Raw genomic sequence first — 23,315 nt, 5'->3', positions numbered from 1 at the left:
ACACGCCGCTAGCGGCGTACATCTTGCGGTCGCTCGCGCCACCGCGAGCGCGCATCGCTCACAGCGCCCTAGCGTGCGATCGCTAGACCAACCACGCCGCGCTGTCGGGCGGCAGGGCGCCGTCGGACACCTCCGCGCTCGCCAGCAGAACCTGACCCTCCGGCAGCGGTATCGGCCGCGAGCCGGCGTTCAGCACACACACCAACCCGCCGGTGCGGTGAAACACCAGGCTGTCGGCGGGCGAGTCCAGCCACTCGACCATCGAACCGTCGAATTCGGCACGCTGTGAACGCAATTCGAAAGCGCGATGGAAGAACGCCAGCGTCGACGACGGATCCGCCAACTGCTTCTCAACCGTCAGCGCCGACCATTCCGGGGGAATCGGCAACCAGGTGTCCGGGTTATCCGAGAACCCGAACGGAGGGGTGTCGCCCTCCCACGGCATCGGAACCCTGCTGCCGTCGCGCCCGCGGCGGGTGTGCCCGGAGCGCTCCCACACCGGGTCGCGCAGCGCCTCGTCGGGGAGGTCGGCGTTCGGCAGGCCCAGTTCCTCGCCGTTGTAGATGAACACGGGCCCGGGCAGCGCCAGCATGACCAGGGCCATCGCCGTGGCGCGGGCAGAGCCGACGGCACCGCCGCCGTAGCGGGTGGGCACGCGGTCGACGTCGTGGTTGGCCAGCGTCCACGTCGGGACGGCATCCACCAATCCGGCTGCGGCCATCGAGTTCTCGATCGCGTGACGGATGTCGGCGGCGTCGAACGCCGCGCGCAGGAGCCGGAAGTTGAAGCCCAGATGCAGTTCGTCGGGACGCACGTAGCGTGCGAACTGCTCGTTGTCGTAGACCCAGACCTCGCCGATCGCAACGGATTCCGGATAGTCGTCGAACACCCGCCGGATCCGGCGATGGATCTCGTGCACGCCGTCGTTGTTGAACCGGGGATCGTCGTCCATCTCGGCCAGCAGCATCTCGCGTCCCACGATCTTCATGTCGGGAAGCCCGGGCGGCTTGGCCATCCCGTGCGCGACGTCGATGCGGAAGCCGTCGACGCCGCGGTCGAGCCAGAACCGCAGTGTCCGTTCGAGGTCGTCGAAGACCTCGGGGTTCTCCCAGTTGAGGTCGGGCTGCTCGGCGTCGAACAGGTGCAGATACCACTGGCCGGGGTTGCCGTCGGCTTCGGTCACCCGGGTCCACGCAGGCCCACCGAACACCGACAGCCAATTGTTGGGGGGTTTCGAACCGCCGGGCCCGGTGCCGTCGCGGAAGATGTAGCGCTCGCGCTGCGCGCTGCCCGGGCTCGCGGCCAGCGCCGCCTGGAACCATGGATGCGCGGAGCTGGTGTGGTTGGGCACCAGATCCATCGTCACCTTCATGCCCAGGTCATGGGCGGCGGCGGTGAGCCGGTCCAACGCCGCCAGGTCGCCGAACAGAGGGTCGACGTCGCGCGGGTCGGTTACGTCGTAGCCGTTGTCGGCCATCGGCGAGACCATCACCGGGTTGAGCCAGATCGCGTCGACGCCGAGTGCCTTGAGATAGTGCAGGCCGGAGGTCACCCCGTCGAGGTCGCCGACCCCGTCACCGTTGCTGTCGCGGAACGAGCGCGGATAGACCTGATAGAACAGCGCGTCAGACCACCAAGGATTCGTCATTAGAACGGCGCGTTCACCATCGAATGCGCGGCCATCTCCAGGTAGGCCAGCAGCTCTTTACGGTGCTCGTCGTCGAGTGTGTGCGAGTCGATCTCCGCGACCGCGGTGTGCATGCACCGCAGCCACGCGTCGCGTTCGATGTAGCCGATCCGGAACGGGGCGTGGCGCATCCTCAACCGCGGATGCCCACGCTGGTCGGAGTACGTGCGGGGGCCGCCCCAGTACTGCTCGAGGAACATCCGCAGCCGCACCTCGGCCGGTCCGAGGTCCTCCTCGGGGTAGAGCGGACGCAGGATTTCGTCCTCGCGGACCAACTCGTAGAACCGCGCCACGATCACGCGGAACGTCTCGTGGCCACCGACTTCGTCATAGAACGACCTCTGTGGCTGTGTCACGCCGACCATTGTTCCTTGTTGCTGGATTGACCAGGTCAGGCGGGCGCACCACCCGATGTTCACCTGACTGACCTGCGAACACGTCGAGAATTGTCGTGCGATTCACAGGAATCCGTGGTGAACTGTCGGACGGAGGACGTATGGCGCATCGCAAGAAAGGCCCGTCCAAAAGGGCCGGCCAGCGGAGTCACGGTGCCGCGACCGCCCTAGCCGGGTCGGTGGTACCGGGCGCGCAGACACGCGTCCTCCACAGCGTCGACATCCATCCGCCGAGTACCACCGAGGGCTCGATCTGGGGTCGTCGCCGTGTGCTGCTGCTGAACTCCACCTACGAACCGTTGACCGCTCTGCCCATGCGGCGGGCGGTCATCATGTTGATGTGCGGTAAGGCCGACGTCGTGCATGACGATCCCGGCGGGCCGGTGATCCATTCGGCGACCCGATCGATCGTGGTGCCCTCGGTCATCCGGTTGCGCTCCTACGTCCGGGTGCCGTACCGGGCGCGCATCCCGATGACGCGCGCGGCTTTGATGCACCGCGACCGGTTTCGCTGCGCCTATTGCGGGAGTAAGGCCGACACCGTCGACCATGTGGTTCCGCGCAGCCGCGGGGGAGTGCACTCGTGGGAGAACTGCGTAGCGGCCTGTTCGTCGTGCAATCACCGCAAGGCCGACCGGCTGCTCACCGAGCTGGGATGGTCGCTGCGCATAGTGCCCGTTCCGCCGAAGGGCCAGCACTGGCGGCTGTTGTCCAGCGTCAAGGAACTCGACCCGTCTTGGGTTAGATATCTGGGCGAGGGCGCGGCGTAAACGCGGCTGGTATACGGTTTGCGTCGTGAGCACCACAACGACAATCGCGCTTCTGACTTTGGTGCCGCTCGGGCTGACGGCCGTCCTTGCCCTGTTGATCTGGCGCAGTAAGGGCCCGCACCCGGCGAGCTACAAGATGTCCGACCCTTGGAAGCACGCCCCGATCCTGTGGGCGTCCGACGAGCCCGCCGATCACGGGCACGCGACCGGACGCAGTGTGGCCGCCGACTCGGCGGCCCACGGCGGAAACGTGGGTGAACACCAGTCCAACGCGGTGACGATTGGAGGCGGCGCCAGTGGCAAGTGGTGACGTTGCGGTAACCGGCCATCGGGCCGCGCTCGAGCACACCGACCTCCCGATGGGTTGGGTGGTCACCTCCAGCGGCCGAATCTCCGGTGTCACGCAGCCGGGTGAGCTGTCTCTGGACTACCCCTTCCCGACCAAGGACCTGGTGTTCCTCGACGACGCGCTCAAATACGGCTCGCGGGCTTCGAAGGCCCGGTTCGCCGTGTACATCGGCGATCTCGGTGACGACACGGCGGCCACCGCGCGCGAGATCCTCGCTCAGGTGCCTACCCCGAACAACGCCGTGCTGCTGGCGGTCTCGCCCGAGCAGCACGCGATCGAGGTGGTCTACGGCGCCGACGTCAAGGGACGCGGCATCGAAGAGGCCGCACCGCTGGGCGTCTCCGCGGCGGCCGCGTCGTTCAAAGAGGGCAACCTGATGGACGGGTTGATCAGCGCGGTGCGGGTGATGAGCGCCGGCGTCACCCCGGCCTGACCGCACGTTCCCCTGTTGCGCGAGAGTGCGTGTGTGTACACGACACACCGCGCCAGAGCAGCGTTATGCGCACGTTCGCGGGCGCGTCACGGTTTATCGAGTGCGAGCGCGGCACGAATTTCGACGTAACGCTCGAGGAAGCGCCGCTCGTCGAGACGCTTGCGCCGCAGCCACGCGGTGACCTCGTCGTTGCACTTGCTGGTGTTGCACGAGTCGCACGCCGGTACGACGTTGTCGATGGTGTACCGGCCGCCGCGGGAGATTGCCATGACGCAGTCGCGCTGCAACGCTCGATCTGTCGCGCCGCAGTAGGCGCAGCCCTTCCACGCGTCTTTCAGCGCTTGCCACTGCTGTGGCGTGAGGTCGTTGTCGACGGCGCCGAGTCGGCGCTTGCGCTTGCGGGCCGCCCTGGCCCGGCGAGTTCTGCTGACCGCCACGCGCTCAGCATGCACCGCGAGCGACCGCTCTTGTACGGCCCGACGCGGCGTGTCGGCGTACAAGCACGGTCGCTCGCGCAGAGAAAGGTCCGGCGGTTTAGGTGACGTCGAAGGCGCGGGCGCGCAGGGACCGCTCGACACCGGCGCGGCCCTCGATGACCAGACGGCGCAGCGGCGGCGGTACATCGGGGTCGGCGAGGAACTCGTCGGCGGCGGCCAACCCGTCTTCGCTGATGTCCCACGACGGGTACAACCCGATGACGACGGTCTGGGCCACCTCGCTGGAGCGCCGCTGCCACACGCCCGCGATCGCGCCGAAGTACCTCTCGCGGAACGGCGACAGCAGCGCCTGCTGACCGGGCTGAACGAAGCCGCCGATGATCGCGCGCGCGGTGATGTTGGCCAGCGTGTCGTCCTCGATCACCTGCTCCCACGCCGCTTCCTTGACCGCCAGTTCGGGTCGCGCGGCCGACGCTGCGGCGGCGTGCCGGCGTCCCGCCGCGGTCGGATCGCGTTGGGCCTCGGCGTCGATGAACGGCGTCTCCATACCCTCGGCGTCGACGGCGCCCGCGGCGGCGAGCGCGGTCACGATGCGCCACCGCAAGTCGGTGTCGACGACCAGACCGGGCAGACCCTTGAGCGCGGGGTCTTCGTCGAGCAGCGCCGAAAGCACCTCCACATGCCGCGGATCGAGCACCGATCCACACAGCGCGTTGACGTAGGCCAGTTGGTGATCGGAGCCGCCCTCGGCGCTGCGGGCCAGGTCGAGCAACCGGTCGGCGAACTCGGGCCAGCCCGACGAGCGCGCCCACTCCGGATCGGCGTAGGAGTTCAGCGCCGTCTGGGCCTGCAGCAGAAGCCGTTGCAGCACACCGACTTCGGTTTCGGCGTGAACACCGCCGCATACCAACGACACGAACTCGCGGGCCTTGAGCTCGGCCTCGCGTGTCATTTCCCACGCCGCCGACCACGCCAGGGTGCGCGGCAGCGGCTCGGCGATGTCGGCGATGCGCGTCAGTACCGTCTGCAGCGAATCCTGGTCCAGCCGCAGCGAGCAGTACGTCAGGTCGTCGTCGTTGACCAGAATCAACTTGCCGCGCGGAACACCGTGCAGCGCAGGCACATCCGTGCTCGAACCCTCGATGTCGAGTTCCTCGCGATGCACCCGCACCAGCTTGCCGGAGCCGTCGTCGTCGTAGATTCCGACCGCGAGGCGATGCACCCGGGTTTCACCGGCGCCGGGCGCAGCCCCGCTCTGGTCGATGGCGAACCGGGTGAACCGGCCCTCGGCGTCGAGGTCGAAGTCGGGTCGCAGCGTGTTAAGGCCCGTCGTCTTAAGCCACTGCTGTCCCCATCCCGACAGGTCGCGCCCCGAGGCCTTCTCCAGCGCGCCCAGCAGGTCACCGAATGTGGCGTTGCCGAACGCGTGGTCGCGGAAGTAATCGCGCAGGCCGGAGAGGAACTCCTCCTCGCCGACGTAGGCGACCAGTTGCTTGAGGACGCTGGCGCCCTTGGCGTAGGTGATCCCGTCGAAGTTCACTTCGACGGCCGCCAGATCGGGGATGTCGGCGGCGACGGGATGGGTGGAGGGCAGTTGGTCCTGGCGGTACGCCCACGACTTCTCCACGTTCGCGAACGTCGTCCACGCCTCGGTGTACTCGGTGGCTTCTGCCTGGCACAGCACCGAGGCGAACGTCGCGAAAGACTCGTTGAGCCACAGGTCATCCCACCACTGCATGGTGACCAGGTCGCCGAACCACATGTGCGCCATCTCGTGCAGAACGGTCTCGGCGCGCCGTTCGTAGGAGGCTCGGGTCACCTTGCTGCGGAAGACGTAGTCCTCGAGGAACGTCACCGCGCCGGCGTTCTCCATCGCGCCGGCGTTGAACTCCGGTACGAACAGCTGGTCGTACTTACCGAACGCATACGGGATGCCGAAGTTGTTGTGGTAGAAGCCGAATCCCTGCTTGGTCTCGGTGAACAGCCGCCCGGCGTCCATGAACTCGGCCAGCGTCTTGCGGCAGAACAACCCCAGCGGAATGTCGCCGTGGTCGTCGCTGTACACGTCGTCCCAGCGTGCGTATGGACCGGCGACGAGCGCCACCAGATACGTGCTCATCCGTGGTGTCGCGGCGAAGGTGTGCCGCCTGGCTGCACCGGCGTCCTCGACGGTGACGGTGGCGCCGTTGGACACGACCTCCCAGTGCGACGGCGCTGTCACCGTGACGTCGAAGGCCGCCTTGAGATCCGGTTGGTCGAAGCACGCGAACATCCGCTTGGCGTCGGCGGTTTCGAATTGCGAGTACAGGTACACCTCGTCGTCGACGGGGTCGACGAAGCGGTGCAGACCCTCTCCGGTGTTGGAGTAGCGGCAATCGGCGTCGACGACAAGGACGTTTCGCCCGGCCAGTCCGGTCAGCGCGATGCCGGTCGATTCGTCATAGCCCGACACGTCGATGTCGCGGCCGTTGAGGGTGGCGCTGTGGATCGTGTCGGCCGCGATGTCGATGTAGGTGTCGGCGCCGGGAAGGGCATCGAATTCGACCGTGGTTGTGGACCGGAACGTGCGTTCACCGGGCTTGCCGGCGCCGTCGGTCAGGTCGAGTTCGATGCGGTAACTGTCGACGGTGACCAGGGCGGCGCGTTCGACGGCTTGGTCACGGGTCAGGTTGGGAAGTGCCACCCGACCAACCTAACGCCCGCGCCGTCAAGCGGCGCGTCGCACGTCCCGAGTCAGAAACCCGGTATCGCCCGCGCCGCGGGCAGCCAGTCCATCACGGTGCCGTTGCCCACTGACGCCAACATCTGCGGGCAGTACATCGAGATCGCGATGCCGGTGAAGAAGGCCGCGATGTCCGGCGGGATGCCGTTGTCGGACACCTGCGTGTACACCTTCGCGAGGTTCTTGCCCGGTTCGACGAGCATCGGGCACACGGATTCCCCGATCGCGACCATGTTCACGGGATTGTCGACGGACATGCCTGCGCCGCGAAGGGCGGCCAGGAATGCCTCGTCGGTCGTGTCGGCTTGGGCCGGTGCGGCGAACGTCGTTGCAACCGCCGCCAGACCGACCCCCAACGCCAGAGCGCGTCCTCGAAGATCAACAGGTTTATTCACTTCGGTAACGATTCTTCACATTGGTCACATCAGGAACACGGTTCGATCACCGTTTGCACTCTTAGGCGTTTCTCATATCGCGGCCTGCGACGTGGGCCGCTATAGCCGCCGCGGCGGGGGAACACTCCAAGCACGACCGCAGTTGTCAGGAATGGACTCTGCCCACCCCGCGCCCGGAAGGATTCGCCCATGTCCGAGAAGTCCGTTGCAGAACTCTGGTTCGACCCGTTGTGTCCGTGGTGCTGGATCACCTCGCGCTGGATCCTCGAGGTCGAGAAGGTCCGCGACATCGACGTGAGCTTCCGGGTGATGAGCCTCGCGGTGCTCAACGAGGGACGCGACCTGCCCGAGGAATACCAGGAGGCGATGAAGAAGGCGTGGGGGCCGGTGCGCGTCGCCATCGCGGCCGAACAGGCCAAGGGTCGCGAGGTCCTCGGCGGACTGTACACCGCGATGGGAACCCGCATCCACAACCAGGGCATCCAGGACTTCGATGTGGTGATCAAGGAGTCGCTCGCTGAGGTCGGCCTCCCGGCCGAGCTCGCCGAGGCCGCAACCACCGACAAGTACGACGACGCGCTGCGCAAGAGCCACCACGAGGGCATGGACCCCGTCGGCGAGGACGTGGGCACCCCGACCATCCATGTCAACGGTGTCGCATTCTTCGGACCAGTGTTGTCGCGAATCCCGCGCGGCGAGGACGCCGGCAAGCTCTGGGACGCCTCGGTGACCTTCGCGTCCTATCCGCACTTCTGGGAGCTCAAGCGCACCCGCACGGAGTCGCCGGAATTCGACTGAGCGCGCCCGGGTCGGGCCGACGGCGTCTGCCACAATGACGGCCATGCGCGTCTACCTGGGAGCCGATCACGCCGGCTTCGACCTCAAGCAGGCCATCGTCGAGCACCTGCGCAGTTCCGGGCACGAGCCGATCGACTGCGGGGCATTCGTCAACGACCCCGACGACGACTATCCGGCGTTCTGCATCGCCGCCGCGGAGAAGACCGTGGCCGATTCGGGCAGCCTCGGCATCGTGCTCGGGGGTTCGGGCAACGGTGAGCAGATCGCGGCCAACAAGGTTCTCGGCGCGCGCTGTGCGTTGGCGTGGAGCGTCGAGACCGCCAAACTCGCACGCGAGCACAACAACGCTCAGCTGATCGGGATCGGCGGGCGCATGCACACCGTCGAGGAGGCGCTCGCGATCGTCGACGCGTTCGTGAGCACCCCGTGGTCGGAAGCCGAACGGCACCAACGTCGTATCGACATCCTCACCGAGTACGAACGCACCCACGTCGCGCCCCCGGTACCCGGCGCCTAGGGATGCCGGAAGGCCACACTCTGCACCGGCTCGCCCGGTTGCACCAGCGGCGATTCGCTCGTGCACCGGTGCTGGTGTCCAGCCCGCAGGGCAGGTTTGCCGACGGCGCCGCCGCCGTCGACGGGCGGGTGCTCAAGAAGGCCACCGCCTACGGCAAGCATCTGTTCCACCACTACGAAGGTGGCCGGGTGGTGCATGTGCATCTCGGGTTGTACGGCACGTTCACCGAGTGGCCGCTGCCTGCCGGGACGACACCGCCGCCGCCGGTGGGACAGGTCCGGATGCGGATGATCGGCGCCGAGTACGGCACCGACCTTCGGGGGCCGACGGTGTGTGAAGTGCTCGCCGAACCGGAGATCGCCGACGTCATCGACCGGCTCGGACCCGATCCGCTTCGCCGCGACGCCGACGGATCGCTGGCGTGGGCCCGAATCCGCAAGTCGCGCAGGCCGATCGGAGCGCTGCTGATGGACCAGACGGTGATCGCCGGGGTAGGCAACGTGTATCGCAACGAGTTGCTCTTCCGGCACGGCATCGACCCGCACCGGCCGGGCATGCGTATCGACGAGGACGAGTTCGACGCGATGTGGACCGACCTCGTCGCGTTGATGCGGATCGGGTTGCGGCGCGGCAAGATCCACACCATCCGCCCCGAGGACGACCACGGGCTGCCCTCGTACGGGCCCGGACGGCCCCGCACCTACGTCTATCGGCGGGCGGGCGAGCCGTGCCGGCTGTGCGGCACCGAGATCCGCACGAAGGTGATGGAAGGCCGCAACCTGTTCTGGTGCCCCACCGACCAGACGTAGGCACCCCGGCTGGGTCAACGTGACGGGCGCTCCTCAGCGACAATCGGCGCGTGGAGTTGATTCTCGTCGTCGTCGGAGCCATCGTCGTCACCGCTGTCGCACACCGGCGCGGCCTCGAACCGGCCCTGGTCATCGTCATCATCGGCGCCGCTGTGTCGTTTCTGCCGGATTTCGAGCCACCCGAACTGGATTCGCACATCCTCCTGACGGTGGTGCTGCCGCCGCTCCTGTACTCGGCGGCGCTGAACTTCTCGTTCCCGACGTTCCTGCGCAACATCCGGCCGATCCTGGGCCTCGGCGTCGGACTGGTCGTGGTGACGGCATTCGCGGTGGCGGCCTCGGCGTGGCTGGTGGTGGTGCCCCTGACGTTCGCCACGGCCCTGGTGCTGGGCGCGATCGTGGCGCCGCCGGACGCGGTGACCGCGGTCGCCGTCGGTCGCAAGCTGGGCCTGCCGAGGCGGGTGATGGCGATCCTGACCGGAGAGAGCCTGATCAACGACGCCGCTGCGCTGACCCTGTTCTCGATCGCGGTGGTGCAGGTCACCGGCGGGCACATCTTCATCCACAACCCGTTCCTGCTGTTCGGCTACAGCGCCGTCGTCGGGCCGATCGTGGGCGCGCTGCTCGGTTACGTGACGCTGTGGATCCGCAGGCGACTGGCCAATCCGGGGCTGGAGACGGTGCAGGGCCTCGTGGTGCCGTTCGCGGCGTTCATCGTCGCCGAGGAGCTGCACGCATCGGGGGTGTTGGCCGTCGTCGTCGCCGGCTTCGTGGTGGCCAACGGCACGCTGTCGGCCGGGTACCAGACCCGGCTGCAGGAACGTTATGTGTGGAACTCCGTCGACGTGTTGCTCGAGGCGTTCGTGTTCGCCTACATCGGGTTGCATCTGCGCTTCGTGCTCGAGGACCTGCAGGAGGCGCACGAGTCGCTGGCCGAGGTCGCTGTGGCGTCGCTGGTCGTGCTGGTCATCGTCTTGGTGATCCGGCCGCTGTCGGTGTTCGCCATCTTCGGGCGCAACAAGCTGTCCCAGCACGTCGAGACGCGGTTGAGCGTTCCCGTACCGGCGGGCGGAGGTCGCGGAGCGCTGGGAACCCGGCGGCGCAACAACCCGCCGGGTAAGTGGCGGTCACGCGTCGACCGGCGATCACTGTCCTGGCGGGAGAACGTGGTCGTGTCGTGGACCGGGATGCGCGGGGTCGTGACTTTGGCTGCGGCCGCGGCCATTCCGGCGACGACGGTCACCGGCGAGCCGTTTCCCGAGCGGGCCACCATTCAGGCCATCGCGTTCGTGGTCAGCGTCGGCACGCTGCTGCTTCAAGGCTCGACGCTGCCGATCCTGATCCGGCGGCTGCACATCTCGCGGTTCTCCGACGATCACGCGGTCGATCGCGAGGAGGAACTCAAGGCCGAACGCGTCGTGCACGACGCCGCCGATCGGGTACTGGCCGACTTTCGGGCCAGTCCGCCTGCGGGCCTGAGCTCTCGCGTGGCCGCCGAGATCGAGGCGACCATCGCCCGGCACTCGCAGGACGCCGACGAGATGCCGGACCCCGAGGCGCACACGAAGCGCTCCGAGGTGTTCGCCGCGCTGTACCGCGACGTGCTCACCCACCAGCGCGCCGCGCTGATCGCCGAACGCGACGAGGGCCGCATCGAAGACGAGGCGGTCCGCGCGATGCTCGAACGGCTCGACCTACAGGAGGCCGGGGTGTCGGCGCGTCTGGAGAGCCGGCTGTAGCAGCAGGTCAGAAGCCGCCGAAATCGCCGAAGCCGCCGCCGATGTCACCGCCGCCGCCCCAGTCGCCGCCGCCGTCACCGCCCCAGTCGCCCCCGGGATCCTGGCCTTGGTCCAACCCCTGGTCGTATCCCTGGGCGAAGCCTTCTTCATAGCCGCTGCCGTGCATGCCGGAGAACAACGCGTCGAACAGCAGCACCGAGCCCAGGCCCCAGGCGCCGGCGACGAGCGCTGGCTTCCACCACGGCTCGGAATACCAACCCGCAGGCACCGGCCGACCCGCGACCCGGCCGCCGGGGTAGTAATTCGGGGTGCGCTCGGATGGCGTCGGCGAGGCTTCGATCTCGCGGCCCTCGAAGTCGACCTTGCGCTCCTCGGTCACCGTGCCCGCCGACCGCTGGCCGGCGAGCGTTTCGAGTTCGGGGCCGGGATCCATGCCCATCGCGACGCGAGCGGCGCGCACGTAGTAGAGGCCCTCGAGCGCGCTCTCCTTGGCGAGCAACGCCTGCTTGGCGGTGTTGGCCTGGTCGATCTGCGACCCGGCAGCGGTGTAGCGCTCGGACGCGTCGGCCAGCGCCTGCTTCGACGCGTCGTCGTTGCCGGTCAGGCCGATCACCTGACCGCCGAGACGTTCGATGATGCGGCGGGCGTCGGCTTTGGCGTCCTCGAGCGAGGCGGCCTTGCGCCGGTCAGAAGCCCTCATCGCGGCGTAGGCCACGGCGCCGAGAGCGACGATGACCAGGACGACGAGAACGAGCAGAACACCGTTCATAGCGCCCAGCGTACCCAGCGTGAACGCGAAAACCGGATCGCGAACGGTGTGGCCGGGCGGTCACGCGCGTTGTCCGTCGGTGCGCTGTACTGTGGCGGTTCGTCGAGGTCTCGGGCAAACCCGGTCAACCGGCCCCCCGATTTTTGTTCGAGCGTCAATTTGCGTACCGTGAATGGGGTGACGCGGTGGGTACGCAGATTCGACGACTTCCTTAACCGCCTGCTCGAAGAGCATGCGCGCGAGGCAGGCGAGAGCGTCGACACGTACGTTGCCCGTGCGGTTGCGGCGCAAATGGCCACCGATTTGAGGCGCGCCCACGATCCGAACATCGCCGACCTGCAAACTCATCTTGCCGCCGCGGGCGTGCTCGACGAGGAGGCGATGCCAGACGTGTCGACCGTCATTGCCGACCCTGACCGACTTGCCGCCCTGCACGACACCGGCTTGCTGGACTCGCCGCCGGAGGTGATCTACGACCGGATCACCCGGGCCGCGGCCGAAGCGCTCGACGCTCCCTTCGCGATGGTGTCGCTTGTCGACGTCGATCGACAGTTCTTCAAAAGTGCCGTCGGTCAAGAAAGCACCTCACCGGAGGATCGGCAGACACCACTCGAGCGCTCGGTGTGTCAGTACGCGGTGGCCAATGGCGCGCCGCTGATCCTGGAGGACGCGCGGGCCGATCCGACTTTCAAGCAGCATCCCGCGGTGCGGGACGGGACGGTGGTGGCCTATCTCGGCATACCGCTGATGGACGATGCGGGCAATGCCGTTGGGACACTGTGCGTCTACGACACCAAGCCACGCCTGTGGAGTACGGGTCATCTTCAGGTGCTCAGTGACCTCGCCGCGCTCGCCACAGAACGCATATTCCACACGGGCACCTAGCCACAACGATGAGCGGGCCGTTCGGCCCCGCGAACTGGCTGGAACTTCGGGGTCATGACCTAGACTGGCAACGTTTGCGGACGCAGACAATTCTGTACACGTCGGGTTTCCGGGGGGAGAATGCAGCCTGACGCGAAATCGCCCACCCGTGATTCGCAGCCTCGGCTCAGGACTACGGTCCCGCAACTCACCGCCATGCCGTCACCCACTTCTCGCGGTGGGAAGTCCGGCTGGATCGAAACCCTTCGCGCCGAGTCGGGTTATGTGGCGCTCACTGTCGGCTTGGACATCTGGGCCGGGGTGTGGTCCGTCGCGATAGCGCAGTGGTTGACGCCCGGCCCCGTCGCGGAACGGAACATCGCGACAATCTCGTGGCTCTTCGTGCCGATTCTCCTGGTGATCATGCACACCCGGTCGATGTACAAGCGCAAGCTCGGCCACAGCTTCCTCGACGACTTCGAACCCGTCGAAACCTCGGTAGCGTTATCTGCGCTGGCGACACTCACCATCATGCTTGTGCTCGTGCCCCCATTACCGACCGGCTCGGTGGTCGTGGAACACGTTCGCCCAAGCGAATTGGCCATTCGGATTTGGATTTGCGCGGCCATCCTGCTGCCTGCGAACCGCCTCGCCAGATCGTTGGCTCAGCGACACCTGCGGCGAAGGCATGGCTTCGGGTCGTCAGCGCTGATCATCGGTTCCGGTCCATTCGCCCATCAGCTGATCACACGGATGCGTCAGATCCCCGACTACGGTCTGCACCCCGTCGGGGTGCTCGACGCCGCTCGCCCGAGCGCGGCGGAGTTGGCCGACGTGCCGTACTACGGATCCACGGCCAACCTCGAGGTCGTGGCTCAGACCACCGGCGCCAAAGAACTCATCGTGGCGCCCTCGTCGACTCCCGACGACGAGCTGGCCCTCACCGCTCAGCTGGCGCACAACATCGGACTCCGCGTGCGTGTAGTGCCTCGATTAATGGACGTCATCGGCGGCGCGACCTACGTCGAGCACCTCGGTGGCATCCCACTGCTGGTGCTCTCCCACACCGACCCAAAGGGATGGCAGTTCGCCGTCAAGCATGCCTTGGGCCGGCTGATCGCGGCGGTCCTGCTGATCGTGATCTCGCCCCTGTATCTCACGCTCGCGATTCTGGTGAAGCTGAGTTCGCCAGGCCCTGTCTATTTCCGTCAGGAACGCGTCGGGCGCGACGGCAAGGCCTTCGACTGCCTGAAGTTTCGCAGCATGAGACCCGTCGGCGCCGCCACTAAAGCGTTCGCGTTGAAGGAGGGTTCGGCACCTGGGGGAGTGGAAGGCGACGACCGGCGCACCGCCATCGGCAAGTTCATGCGCAAGGCGTCCCTCGACGAACTACCCCAACTGGTCAACGTGGTGCGCGGGCACATGACGCTGGTGGGCCCGCGCCCCGAGCGACCGGAGTTCGTCGAACTGTTCGAGATGCAGGTGCGACGCTACGGCGACCGCCACCGAGTGAAGGCGGGCATCACCGGTTGGGCCCAGGTGCACGGACTTCGGGGCCAGACCTCGATCGCCGACCGGGCGGAATTCGACAACTACTACATCGAGAATTGGTCGCTTCTGCTCGATTTCAAGATCCTGGTCCTGACTGTGCTTGCGGTGCTGAAACCCGCCGAGTAGGAACAATTCGGAGAACCCGGACGGGCGGAGTACTAGACCTTCAGCAACCCGAACTCGTGGTAGCGGCGTTCCTTGTTGACCTGCCAGGGGTCGACGCTCTCGCCGAAATACCGCTTGACGCTGTGCATGGCACTGAGCATCGCGTGGTCCTGGTTGTCGTAGCGGTGCATGCCGTTGCGTCCGATCGGATGCAGGGACGGGTAGTGCTTGCGCAGGTAATCCCGGATCTGGGCGACGCTTGTCTCCATCGCCGGGTTGCAGATCGGATAGGCGAACTGCGAGCGGACCACCATGACACGTTCGATCGTGGACGGATCGAAACCCAGTGTGCGCAAGTCGCTTTCGACGATCTGCCGCATGTGATCGTCGTCGGCGGCCCACAGCGCCGATCCTGCACCGATGAAGTACTCGAACCCCAGGTATGTCCCGTCCCAGTCCGGTGGAGTGAGGTCGTCGGACCATTGGCGGTAGTTCTGGATACGTCCCACCCGCAGGTCCATGCCCGGCGTGTACACCCAGTTGAAAGGGAGCTCGCGGCGCTCTCCGAGGGCGACCGCGACTGTGATCAGCCCACGGTGCTTCAGTTGGGCGGCAGCCTCCCAAATGTGCTGTGGCGGCGCGGGTTCCAGGGCATTGACCAACATCTGCAGGGGCACGCTGGAAAAGACGGCATCTCCGGTCGCGATGCCTCCGTCGCGCAGTTCGACCGTCCACCTTCTGCCATCGAAACCCAGCTTGGCCACCGGTGAGTCGAGCGACGGTTCGACACCGAATTCCGCCAGCTCCGCTGCTGCGGCGTCCCAGAGCTGACCCGGCCCGCGGCGGGGATAGAGAAACGCATCGGCGGCCATCGCGTCGCGACCGCCCCAGACGATCGGCTTGATGCGCTGCTCGGCCCAATCGCTGGTGAGTTGAGCGGGCTCGGCGAGCCATGTCTTGCGGACGTACCCGTCGAAGAACATGCGGTACCAATAGTCGCCGAATTGATACCGGCCCCAATCGAGGAAGGTCGCAGAATCGTCGAGCGAACGCCCTCCACGTCGGAGCCTGGACCACAAGAGACTGCCCAAGCCCCGCGCTCCGCGCCCATAACCCAACTGAGTCAGCAGGTTTCGACCAAGAAGCGGGTAAGGCACGAAATGGCCGTCGACGAGCATGGCGGAGCGCCTCGACACCGAGTGCCACTCTTCGGCCGGAAGCAGAGATTTCCAGAGTTCGAAGATCTGCTCGTTCTTGGTGAAGAAGCGGTGGCCACCGGGGTCGACCCGGAACCCGTTCTCACCCGGGGTGCGCGCCAGACCGCCGACGTTCGACGATGCCTCGAAGACTTGGGCCGCGACACCGTTCTTCGCCAGTTCGAGAGCAGCGGTGAGGCCGGCGGGTCCTGCTCCGATGATCAAGGGGCGCCGGTCGGAGTGCATCGGTGTCTACCGTCCCCGGAGCTGCGGCGTGCGCCGGTAGTCGTCGATGAACTCGTCGATGTGGCGCTCCTCGAGTTCGTTGAGCGGCGTCGTCAAGAACCGCAGTTGTGCGTACTGGGTCTGCAGCGGAAGAAAGCCGCTCAGCAGGGGCTCGGGGGACGTGCGGATGACCAGGTCCACATCCTCGATGTCGAAGGCACCGCGGATCTCGCCGCCCCGTTGCTGCGCTTGCTGAAGAGCTGTTCGTAGCTCGTCGTTCGCGTCGTAGGCGGCGAGGATGTTGATCCGGAATTCTTCGCCGCGCATAACCGATTGGGCGCGCTCGGCTGCCGCGACGTACTCCGGGGGCAGCACCGTGCGGTCACCGTGCAACCGCACGCTGCAGTCGTCGGGCTCGAAGCGGGCGGGAATCAAGTGGGTGAGGAAGTGGATCGAGGCGTTGAACACCGGCTCGAGTTCGGCCTGACTGCGGGCGAGATTGGCCCGGCTGAGGTTGTACACCGAGACGGTTCGCACGTTGTGTCGGCGCAGCACCTGAAGGATGTCGGCTACTTTTTCCGCGCCCTGTAGATACGCCTCAGCCAAGGAGATGCCGCGACTTTTCGCCCATCGACGCATACCGTCTGGTATCAAACCGACATGGGCAGGCTCGAAGCCCGTCAATACGCGCAATCTATCCCCCGTAAGCACACTTATAGCCCTGAGTAAGGGTACTTATTGCATTCCCATAAGTCCATTTATCCATACATTCCAGGTCGCGCCTCATCGCGACGGCCCTGGGGCGGGCCCGCACGCGGGGTCAAGCGGGAGGAATCGTCCGTCCTGATCTTGGACGGTAAAGGGGGGATCCGTACTGGGCGCACTTCCACCCGGCTCTGGCCACCGCCGGCGAGCGACGGCTGTCTCGCGCGAGAAGTCGATCGGGCCCATTGAAACCCCTTTTAATTGTTCCTTCTTAGATAGGTATGCCACCGACGGTCATGAGTCAAGTTATTGACAAAAAAAGGATGACATTCCATTGAACGAGATATGGCCCAAATATGGCATTCGGTGTCAATAGGCCGACTTTAAAGTCAGAAACCGTGACACCAACCTGCAAAGGCAGCAAATTGTCAAGACGTATCAGCCGAGCATGCCTCGGTAGCTTGCTTGCCGATGAAACGAGTGCAAGAGGGTGGTGCGCGACCGGAGGCGGCGCCGTTTTTGTTCCGGAAGCGTCAATTTCAGCGAAGAAGTGAAGTTCGTCGGGGGTGTTCCGGTGAGCAGGGTGACTCCCCGAGGAGTCGCGAGATCGGAACCGATCCACCGCCTTTCGTCAGCGCAATCCTGGTCGGACTGACACCATCGACAGGCCGGTCGACACCGGCAGGAAAGGTGGGTCGGCGGTGGCCGTGGCGCAGAGCCGTTATCGGGTACTGCTGGGGTTCGGCGCCTTCTATTTCATGGGCGCGCAGTTGGGCAGCGTTCTGGCGGTCCTGCCGTTCCTTCTGGTGGCCGAGGACATGGACGTGGCCGCCGGGTTCGTCGTCCCGAGCTTCAGTATCGGTTTCGTGCTCGGGAATGCGATGTCATCGCTGGTGCTCAAACGGTCACGGCACCGCCCGAACGTCGTCATCGCCGCCGCCGCGGGCAGCATCGCCGTCCTGACCGCAATTGTGGCCACGGCCGCGCTGCACAACACGCTGGTGGTGTTCACGTTCCTGTCGTCGTCGGTGCTCATCGGCGGCGCGATGGGAGTGGCGAACAACGCCTTCGCCGAGATCATCTCGCGCATGGTCACCGCGGCCCGGCGCAACGAGCTGGTGCTCAACCAGCAGGCGCTCGGAGCCATCCTGACCGTCGCGGCCACGTTGCTGCTCATCCCGCTGCTGCCCAACCGCGACACCGCAGACGGACATCTCGATGTGCTCTGGTTAGGCGCCGCCGCGATGGGCATCGCCTTCGTGGCCGCGCTCATCGTCGGGCCGGCGAGGCCGGGCCCGGCGGCTCCACCACGCCGTATCGTCGACGATTTCCGCGAAGGGCTCGCCGTACTCCGTACCACCCGCTGGTACCGGGTGTTCCTGACCACGCAGATCGTCTTCGTCCCGATCCTGGTGAACGAGACGTTCTTCGCGCTGCGCACATCGCTGGCCCATGTCGACACCGCCGGCAGCCTGCACATGATCGTGATTGGTTCGGCGGCGGGGCTCGTCGCCGGTTCGTTCCTGTGGCGCAACGTGTTCGGCCGCGCCGGGGTACGCGGAATGCTCGTGTCGAGCGCGTTCGTGAGCTGCGTCGCGACGGCGATCTGCCTTGCCAACGAACTGATCTTCGACGAGCCACGCTTGTGGGCGTACGGCGTTGTCTTTTTTCTGGTCGTCTTGTCGAACGCCGCGATCGCGGCCGCGATGGTGTCGTGGATCAGTGCGTTCGCCGCCGAAGAACAACGCGCAGTTCTGATCAGCTTCGCCGCTACGCTCACCGCTGTGGTCACCGGGATCCTCGGCGCGGGCTTCGGCCTGCTGGCTCAGGTCGTCGCAATCTGGCCGGTCTTCGTCGTCTTGATGCTGTGTGTACTGGCCGTGGCGGTGGCGACCCGCGCACCCGACCGCGCAGAGGTGGCCGCGTGAGGTCGATGAGCCGGTCCTTCGAGGAACTCGTCGCCGAGGCCGTTGCCGAGCCGATCGACGGGTGGGACTTCTCCTGGCTCGACGGCCGCGCTACCGAGGAACGGCCGTCGTGGGGTTTCCAGCGCCTGCTCAGCCGACGGCTGGGCGAGGTGTCAGCAGCGCTGGACCTCTACACGGGCGGGGGAGAGGTGCTCGCCGGTGTGGAGAAGTTCCCGCCGACGATGGCGGCCACCGAATCGTGGCCACCCAACGCGGCCAAAGCCACCCGTCTGCTCCATCCTCGCGGGGTCGTGGTTCTGCAGACCCGCGGCGAACCGCCGTTGCCGTTCGCCGACAACGCTTTCGACCTGGTGAGCAGTCGCCACCCCATCGCCGTCTGGTGGACCGAGATCGCCCGGGTCCTGCGGCCCGGCGGAACCTATCTGGCCCAGCATCCGGGGCCGGCGACCGCGCTCGAGCTCATCGAAGCCGTCATGGGCCCGATGCCGGAGCTCGGCGCACACATGGAGCCCTCCGTCCAGGCCGCGCAGGCGGAGGCGGCCGGTCTGAAGGTCGTTGACCTGCGCCTTGAGACGCTCACCTCGGAGTATTACGACATCGGCGCGGTCGTCTACTTCCTGCGCAAGCTGATTTGGACGGTGCCGGACTTCACCGCGGAGCCGTACCTGACGCGCCTGCGCGCGGTGCACGAACACATCGAAGCGCACGGCCAATTCGTCACCCATCCCACTCGGGTTCTCGTGGAGGCCCGAAAGCAGCTGTAGCGTCCTGGGATTCAGCGGGCCGGATGCGGCTGTTGTTTCGCCCACTCGATGTAGCGATCGATGCCCTCCCAGATCTTCACCTCGGGAGCGAAGCCGATCTGCTGCGCGAATTCGATGGAGGCCGGAAAGCGGGTCACCTCCCCGGGCCGCGCGGGCCCGTTCACCACCCTCGTGCCGAATCTTTCCGCGATGTAGTCGGCGATGTCGCGTACGCGCGTGTTCACACCGCTGGCGACATTGATGGCGCGGCCCGCCAACTCCGGCGTGTCCAACACGAGGCGGTATGCGTTCACCACGTCGCTGACGTGGAGATAATCCCTGGTGGCACTTCCGTCCCCGAAGATCACGAGGTCCTCGCCCGTCAACGCCTTGCGGACGAGGATCGGAATGAGTGCCCCGTACGCGCCGCTCTTCTGGCGTTCACCGAAGATGTTGAACGGTCGGACGATCGTGACGTCCATGCCGTAGGAGCGGTAGTAGGAGTACGCGAGACGATCGGCGGCGGCCTTCGACGCCGCATACGGACTGTTCGGCTTCAGTTCAGCGGTTTCGTCCAGCAGCGAGCCCGGGCCCAAGCGATGTCCGTCGCCGTACACCTCGCAGGTCGACGCGAGGATCACCCGCGCGCCGTATTCGCGGGCAGCCTCCAGAACGTTCTGGGTCCCCACCACATTGGTCTCGATGAAGCTCTTCGGGTCGCTGAGCGACTTGTCGACGTTGACATTTGCCGCCAGGTGAAAGACCACCTCGTGATCGCGCGCCGTCTTGCTGATCAACTCCCAGTCGGTGACCGAACCGAACACCACGTCGGCCCGGTCATCGTTCGCGATGTCGGCCAGGTTCTGCTTGCCAGTCACCGAGAAGGTGTTCAGGACGGTCACGCGGTGTCCGGCGGCGAGGAGGGCTTCGCAGAGGTGGCTCCCTTGGAAGCCGGCGCCGCCGGTAACGAGGATCCTCACCTAAAGTGCTCCCGTCTCAAGACATATGCCGCATTATGATTACCACCCGGCGCCGCTGGCGGTATGCGAAAAGGATGCATCAAATGTGCGACGTCGCCGCGGAATATCGGGGACAGATCGAGGCGTGGTGCACTCACCCCGCCCTGACCGAATTGGTCGACATGTTCGGCGGAAGCGTTCCGCGAGGCCTGACATTGAGCGAACGGCTCGCATTCCTGGACGAGTTCAGCGAGGTATGGGACTACCGGGGCAAAGCGCGGCGCCAGAGTGCGGTCCGGTTCCACAATCAGGACGCCGGCGGGGCGGTCCGGTGGCTGATCCCTCGTCTCGAGCTGCCTGATGATCACCTCGAGCGGATCGAGAAATTGGCGGAGCAGCTGGGGCTCATCGCCGAGTTACAGCCCGCCGGAACCGAGTTCGACCACCTCATCGTCATCGGCGGCGGGCGGTACACGAACCTGCTGCGAACGCGCTACGCGGGGGAGATGGTCGCGAGCCGCCGAGTCGGCAATGTCGTACTCGCCGCGGCGTCCCGACGCCTGCTGGATTCCGAAGCCGATGCCGTCGCCGCGTGCGCGCCTGGCGCGCGTACCGAGTTCGAGTTGATGGTCGCCGCCGCCCGCGACGTGTTCGGCCTCGACGTCGACGAGGTGTGCGCGCATGTGAGGCGTCGCGTCGATCGAGTGCAGTGCAACGAGACGGTCTGGCACTTTCCGCCTGACAGCAATGAATTCGGCGTACCCGTCATGCTGCTCGAGACGCCGTCACCGGATCCCGAACGTCGCCGGGCGAATTCCGCCGACACGTATACGTTCGCGGCGCAGACGGCCGGCATGCGCGGCTCGTCGTGTCTCATGGTGACGGGTCAGCCGTTGGTGCCCTACCTGCACTTCGAAGCCCTGCGGACGTTGGCATTGCGATATGACATCCGTTTGGAGTCAGCGGGTTTCGGGGTGCAGGAGTACAACCGGCTCAGCGCGATGGACCAGCAGCATCCGGCCAAGCTGCTCCAGGAGGTGCGTTCGACCATCCGGTCCGCGCGGGCTCTGGAGGATCAGCTCAGACGATGATCGCGCAGGGCGACGACGGGGGGAACGTGCCCGACACCGGGCGCGGATGCCCCGACGGTGTCCACGGCTTTAGTCCCATGTTCGCCAGGTGGCGCACGGGGTTGACGTGCTCGCCGTCGACGTGGACCTCGAAATGCAGGAAGCCGTCGGCAGATTCGTCGTGTGCCTGTAGGACGCCGATTTCCGCGCCCGCGTCGATTTCGGCTTCGACGTCGATGCGGCGGTCATCGCCCGGCCGGAAGACGTACACGGTCTCACGGTCGGCTCCCGCGATCGTCACCGATTGCAGCCCGTCGTCAAGGTTCACGACGCGGCTGACGGCGCCCGACATCGCAGCGTGGACCGGTGTTCCCGGCGCCGCCGCGAAGTCGACGCCGGGGTGGAAACCGGTGGCGCGGCGTCCATAACCCGACGCGATCGCCAGCCGGTCGCGGTCGATGGGCACCCGGGCGCCGGGTTCGGCGGGGTCGAAGTCACCTGATGCCCGCCGCCGGTAATCGGAGCGCAGCAGGTCGATCTCGTCGTAGGCGTACCCGAACAGCAGGGCGCGGTCGTAGGGCACGCCGTAGTTCAACTCGGAGTGGGGATCGAGCTTGCGGTAGTGCTCGACCTTGGCGATCCGCTCGGCCAGCGTCGACCACCCGGTGTGCAGCAGGCGGACATCGTTGGCGACGCCGATGCCACCGTGTTCGGTGATGTTGGCCGGCCAGTGCGGGTTGTGGATTGCGCGCGTCCCGGCGCGCAAACCGGGACGCCAGCGCCAGAACGGTCCGCGCATCGATTCGGCGGTGCCCATCAGCGGGATCATGTCCGGGTAGTCCGGATCGTCCCAGCTGGGGATCATCGGACACATCAGCGCCGCGACATCGTCGGGAACGCGTGCGAGCATCGCCGGGATGTCGATGTCGGTTTCGACCACCTGGTCGGAGTCGATCACGAAGATCCAGTCGGGGCGGCAGAAATCGGCCATGCGGTACAGCAATTCGAGCCCGGGCGGTTCGGGGATCAGCCACGGGGTCTGCGGAAGATCTGAGCGGGCGTGTACGACGTTGGTGACCGCGGGATGGTCGTGCAGGATCTGCGCGGTCCCGTCGGTGCTGCGGTCGTCGACCGCGTAGACGTCGTCGCACCAGCCGGCCAGGGAATCGAGCACGCGCGGCAGCACGTCCTCGCCGTTGTGCACGCGGAACATCGCCAGAATGCGCATCATGGCCTACTTCCGCTGACCTGCGATTCGACGGCGGTGAGCATCGCCGAGAGCATAACGATGCGCCTGTCCGTGCGACCGTTGGCTGCGCGGGGTGTCGCAATGGAAGGGACCGTCGAGCGGTTCAAACGCGCATGCTACCGAGCTGTCTATGGTCGCGTGTGGAGCGAAATCGGTGTGCGCGCACCTGTTCACCGAGGATCACACCGAGGCGATGGCAGCGCTGGCCCGACGGCTTCCCCACCCGGCGGCAACGTTATTCGGCTGCACGTTAACAGCGAAAATTTTGTCGCGCCTGGGTATACACCGGTTGGTTTCGCAGATGTTCAAACGGGGAGGGAATGAGCATGCGTATCGGCCATGCGTTACTCGTGCTGGCGGCAGCCGCACTTGCGTCCTGCGGATCAAACGCGTCTTCGCCCGCCACGGTGACCGTTACAGCAAGCTCCAGCCCTTCGCAGCCGACAAAGCTCTCGGGACTGTAGGAGTATCCATCTGCGCAAGCGCTCGCCGACGACCTGACCAAGTACGGACACACGTGCAATATGAGGCCGACCGGCGGGGGGATGAATTCGGTCGACGCCGGAAATTGCTACATCGACGGCACGGAGATGGTTCTTGCCATCTACGCGGACCAATCGAAGATCGATGAGCAGATCGACTTCATAGTCGAAGTTCTCGGGGGCAACAACATGGAGTACGGCATGCTCGCCGGGAAGAATTGGACCGTCAACTGCGGGAGCCGGGCCGCCTGCCAGGAGCTACAGGATGACCTTGGCGGCAGCATCACTGCGCCGCTCGGTTGATTGGGAACTTCGACTCAGCAACGCACGTGGCGCGCTCACCGACAAGACAGACGCGAAAGACGTTGGACAGATGGGGCGGGTGTGACAAAGGCCGAACGCCAAGCACATGCTCTTG

Annotated in this window: 23 protein-coding genes; 13 read left to right on the top strand and 10 right to left on the bottom strand. The window is 66.1% G+C overall.

Annotation, left to right across the window (positions count from 1 at the left end; translation table 11 throughout):
* Positions 1–82 precede the first annotated feature (82 nt).
* A complete protein-coding gene (locus A5790_RS00965) occupies positions 83–1,648 on the bottom strand; it encodes a glycoside hydrolase family 13 protein (protein WP_066840695.1) in 1,566 nt (521 codons plus the stop codon).
* Positions 1,648–2,052: a globin gene (locus tag A5790_RS00960; protein ID WP_197696687.1), complete on the bottom strand. Its 405-nt coding sequence runs from the start codon at positions 2,050–2,052 to the stop codon at positions 1,648–1,650. The genes A5790_RS00965 and A5790_RS00960 overlap by 1 nt, the downstream gene beginning before the upstream one ends.
* Positions 2,053–2,183: 131 nt before the next feature.
* Between A5790_RS00960 and A5790_RS00955 the strand changes: the two genes are divergently transcribed.
* Genes A5790_RS00955 through A5790_RS00945 form a run of 3 tightly spaced genes read left to right on the top strand, consistent with a single transcriptional unit; the run spans position 2,184 to position 3,634 of the window.
* Entirely contained in the window at positions 2,184–2,852 is a 669-nt protein-coding gene (locus A5790_RS00955; protein ID WP_066840693.1) for an HNH endonuclease, read from the top strand.
* A gap of 25 nt (positions 2,853–2,877) precedes the next feature.
* A complete protein-coding gene (locus A5790_RS00950) occupies positions 2,878–3,162 on the top strand; it encodes a hypothetical protein (RefSeq protein WP_197506136.1) in 285 nt (94 codons plus the stop codon).
* Positions 3,149–3,634, top strand: a complete 486-nt coding sequence (locus tag A5790_RS00945) for a DUF5130 domain-containing protein (RefSeq protein ID WP_066840691.1) — start codon at positions 3,149–3,151, stop codon at positions 3,632–3,634. The genes A5790_RS00950 and A5790_RS00945 overlap by 14 nt, the downstream gene beginning before the upstream one ends.
* Before the next feature lie 86 nt (positions 3,635–3,720).
* Here the strand turns inward: A5790_RS00945 and A5790_RS00940 are convergent, their stop codons facing one another.
* From A5790_RS00940 to A5790_RS00930, 3 genes are all read right to left on the bottom strand, one after another.
* Positions 3,721–4,071, bottom strand: a complete 351-nt coding sequence (locus tag A5790_RS00940) for an HNH endonuclease (RefSeq protein WP_156656269.1) — start codon at positions 4,069–4,071, stop codon at positions 3,721–3,723.
* A gap of 97 nt (positions 4,072–4,168) precedes the next feature.
* The gene (gene pepN, locus A5790_RS00935; protein ID WP_066840685.1) at positions 4,169–6,754 is read right to left on the bottom strand and encodes an aminopeptidase N; all 2,586 of its coding nucleotides are present in this window, start codon (positions 6,752–6,754) and stop codon (positions 4,169–4,171) included.
* 50 nt (positions 6,755–6,804) lie between these two features.
* Positions 6,805–7,188 carry a DUF732 domain-containing protein gene (locus A5790_RS00930; protein WP_066840682.1) on the bottom strand — a complete coding sequence of 128 codons (384 nt, stop codon included), beginning with the start codon at positions 7,186–7,188 and terminating at the stop codon, positions 6,805–6,807.
* Between the two features lie 189 nt (positions 7,189–7,377).
* Between A5790_RS00930 and A5790_RS00925 the strand changes: the two genes are divergently transcribed.
* Genes A5790_RS00925 through A5790_RS00910 form a run of 4 tightly spaced genes read left to right on the top strand, consistent with a single transcriptional unit; the run spans position 7,378 to position 11,051 of the window.
* Positions 7,378–7,986: a DsbA family protein gene (locus A5790_RS00925; RefSeq protein WP_066840680.1), complete on the top strand. Its 609-nt coding sequence runs from the start codon at positions 7,378–7,380 to the stop codon at positions 7,984–7,986.
* Positions 7,987–8,029: 43 nt separating this feature from the next.
* On the top strand, positions 8,030–8,503 hold the full coding sequence (locus A5790_RS00920; protein WP_066840809.1) for a ribose-5-phosphate isomerase: 474 nt from the start codon (positions 8,030–8,032) through the stop codon (positions 8,501–8,503).
* 2 nt (positions 8,504–8,505) lie between these two features.
* Positions 8,506–9,312 carry an Fpg/Nei family DNA glycosylase gene (locus tag A5790_RS00915; protein ID WP_066840678.1) on the top strand — a complete coding sequence of 269 codons (807 nt, stop codon included), beginning with the start codon at positions 8,506–8,508 and terminating at the stop codon, positions 9,310–9,312.
* A 50-nt stretch (positions 9,313–9,362) separates the two neighbouring features.
* Positions 9,363–11,051 (top strand): sodium:proton antiporter, encoded by a 1,689-nt coding sequence (locus tag A5790_RS00910; protein WP_066840676.1) that lies wholly within the window; start codon positions 9,363–9,365, stop codon positions 11,049–11,051.
* Between the two features lie 7 nt (positions 11,052–11,058).
* Here A5790_RS00910 and A5790_RS00905 read toward each other — a convergent pair whose 3' ends face one another.
* On the bottom strand, positions 11,059–11,820 hold the full coding sequence (locus tag A5790_RS00905; RefSeq protein ID WP_066840674.1) for a hypothetical protein: 762 nt from the start codon (positions 11,818–11,820) through the stop codon (positions 11,059–11,061).
* A gap of 177 nt (positions 11,821–11,997) precedes the next feature.
* Between A5790_RS00905 and A5790_RS00900 the strand changes: the two genes are divergently transcribed.
* Together A5790_RS00900 and A5790_RS00895 are read left to right on the top strand one after the other, a co-directional pair.
* A complete protein-coding gene (locus A5790_RS00900) occupies positions 11,998–12,705 on the top strand; it encodes a GAF domain-containing protein (protein ID WP_066840672.1) in 708 nt (235 codons plus the stop codon).
* A gap of 195 nt (positions 12,706–12,900) precedes the next feature.
* Positions 12,901–14,361 carry a sugar transferase gene (locus tag A5790_RS00895; protein ID WP_066840670.1) on the top strand — a complete coding sequence of 487 codons (1,461 nt, stop codon included), beginning with the start codon at positions 12,901–12,903 and terminating at the stop codon, positions 14,359–14,361.
* Positions 14,362–14,393: 32 nt separating this feature from the next.
* Here A5790_RS00895 and A5790_RS00890 read toward each other — a convergent pair whose 3' ends face one another.
* Together A5790_RS00890 and A5790_RS00885 are read right to left on the bottom strand one after the other, a co-directional pair.
* Complete coding sequence (locus A5790_RS00890) at positions 14,394–15,782, bottom strand: FAD-dependent oxidoreductase (protein WP_066840668.1); 1,389 nt, start codon at positions 15,780–15,782, stop codon at positions 14,394–14,396.
* A 6-nt stretch (positions 15,783–15,788) separates the two neighbouring features.
* Positions 15,789–16,445, bottom strand: coding sequence for an undecaprenyl diphosphate synthase family protein (locus tag A5790_RS00885; RefSeq protein WP_369829750.1), 657 nt, complete (start codon positions 16,443–16,445; stop codon positions 15,789–15,791).
* A 722-nt stretch (positions 16,446–17,167) separates the two neighbouring features.
* On the opposite strand from A5790_RS00885, the gene A5790_RS00880 reads away from it, so the two are divergent.
* Positions 17,168–18,394 carry a hypothetical protein gene (locus A5790_RS00880; protein ID WP_066840665.1) on the top strand — a complete coding sequence of 409 codons (1,227 nt, stop codon included), beginning with the start codon at positions 17,168–17,170 and terminating at the stop codon, positions 18,392–18,394.
* Positions 18,395–18,399: 5 nt separating this feature from the next.
* Positions 18,400–19,158, top strand: a complete 759-nt coding sequence (locus A5790_RS00875; RefSeq protein ID WP_066840807.1) for a class I SAM-dependent methyltransferase — start codon at positions 18,400–18,402, stop codon at positions 19,156–19,158.
* Between the two features lie 11 nt (positions 19,159–19,169).
* Here A5790_RS00875 and A5790_RS00870 read toward each other — a convergent pair whose 3' ends face one another.
* Complete coding sequence (locus A5790_RS00870) at positions 19,170–20,117, bottom strand: dTDP-glucose 4,6-dehydratase (protein WP_066840663.1); 948 nt, start codon at positions 20,115–20,117, stop codon at positions 19,170–19,172.
* A gap of 83 nt (positions 20,118–20,200) precedes the next feature.
* Here A5790_RS00870 and A5790_RS00865 point away from each other — a divergent pair, with 83 nt between their 5' ends.
* Positions 20,201–21,187, top strand: coding sequence for a hypothetical protein (locus A5790_RS00865; RefSeq protein WP_231987565.1), 987 nt, complete (start codon positions 20,201–20,203; stop codon positions 21,185–21,187).
* On the opposite strand, the gene A5790_RS00860 is transcribed toward A5790_RS00865, so the two are convergent.
* A complete protein-coding gene (locus tag A5790_RS00860; protein WP_066840805.1) occupies positions 21,177–22,394 on the bottom strand; it encodes a peptidoglycan DD-metalloendopeptidase family protein in 1,218 nt (405 codons plus the stop codon). The two genes, A5790_RS00865 and A5790_RS00860, sit on opposite strands and share 11 nt — an antisense overlap.
* 566 nt (positions 22,395–22,960) lie before the next feature.
* On the opposite strand from A5790_RS00860, the gene A5790_RS00855 reads away from it, so the two are divergent.
* Positions 22,961–23,200, top strand: a complete 240-nt coding sequence (locus tag A5790_RS00855; protein WP_156656267.1) for a hypothetical protein — start codon at positions 22,961–22,963, stop codon at positions 23,198–23,200.
* The last annotated feature ends 115 nt before the right edge of the window (positions 23,201–23,315 follow it).

The organism is Mycobacterium sp. 852002-51152_SCH6134967 (assembly GCF_001667105.1).
Classification (GTDB): domain Bacteria; phylum Actinomycetota; class Actinomycetes; order Mycobacteriales; family Mycobacteriaceae; genus Mycobacterium; species Mycobacterium neumannii_A.
The sequence above is the reverse complement of the archived record's forward strand: the minus strand, read 5'-3'. Positions and strand labels throughout refer to the sequence as shown.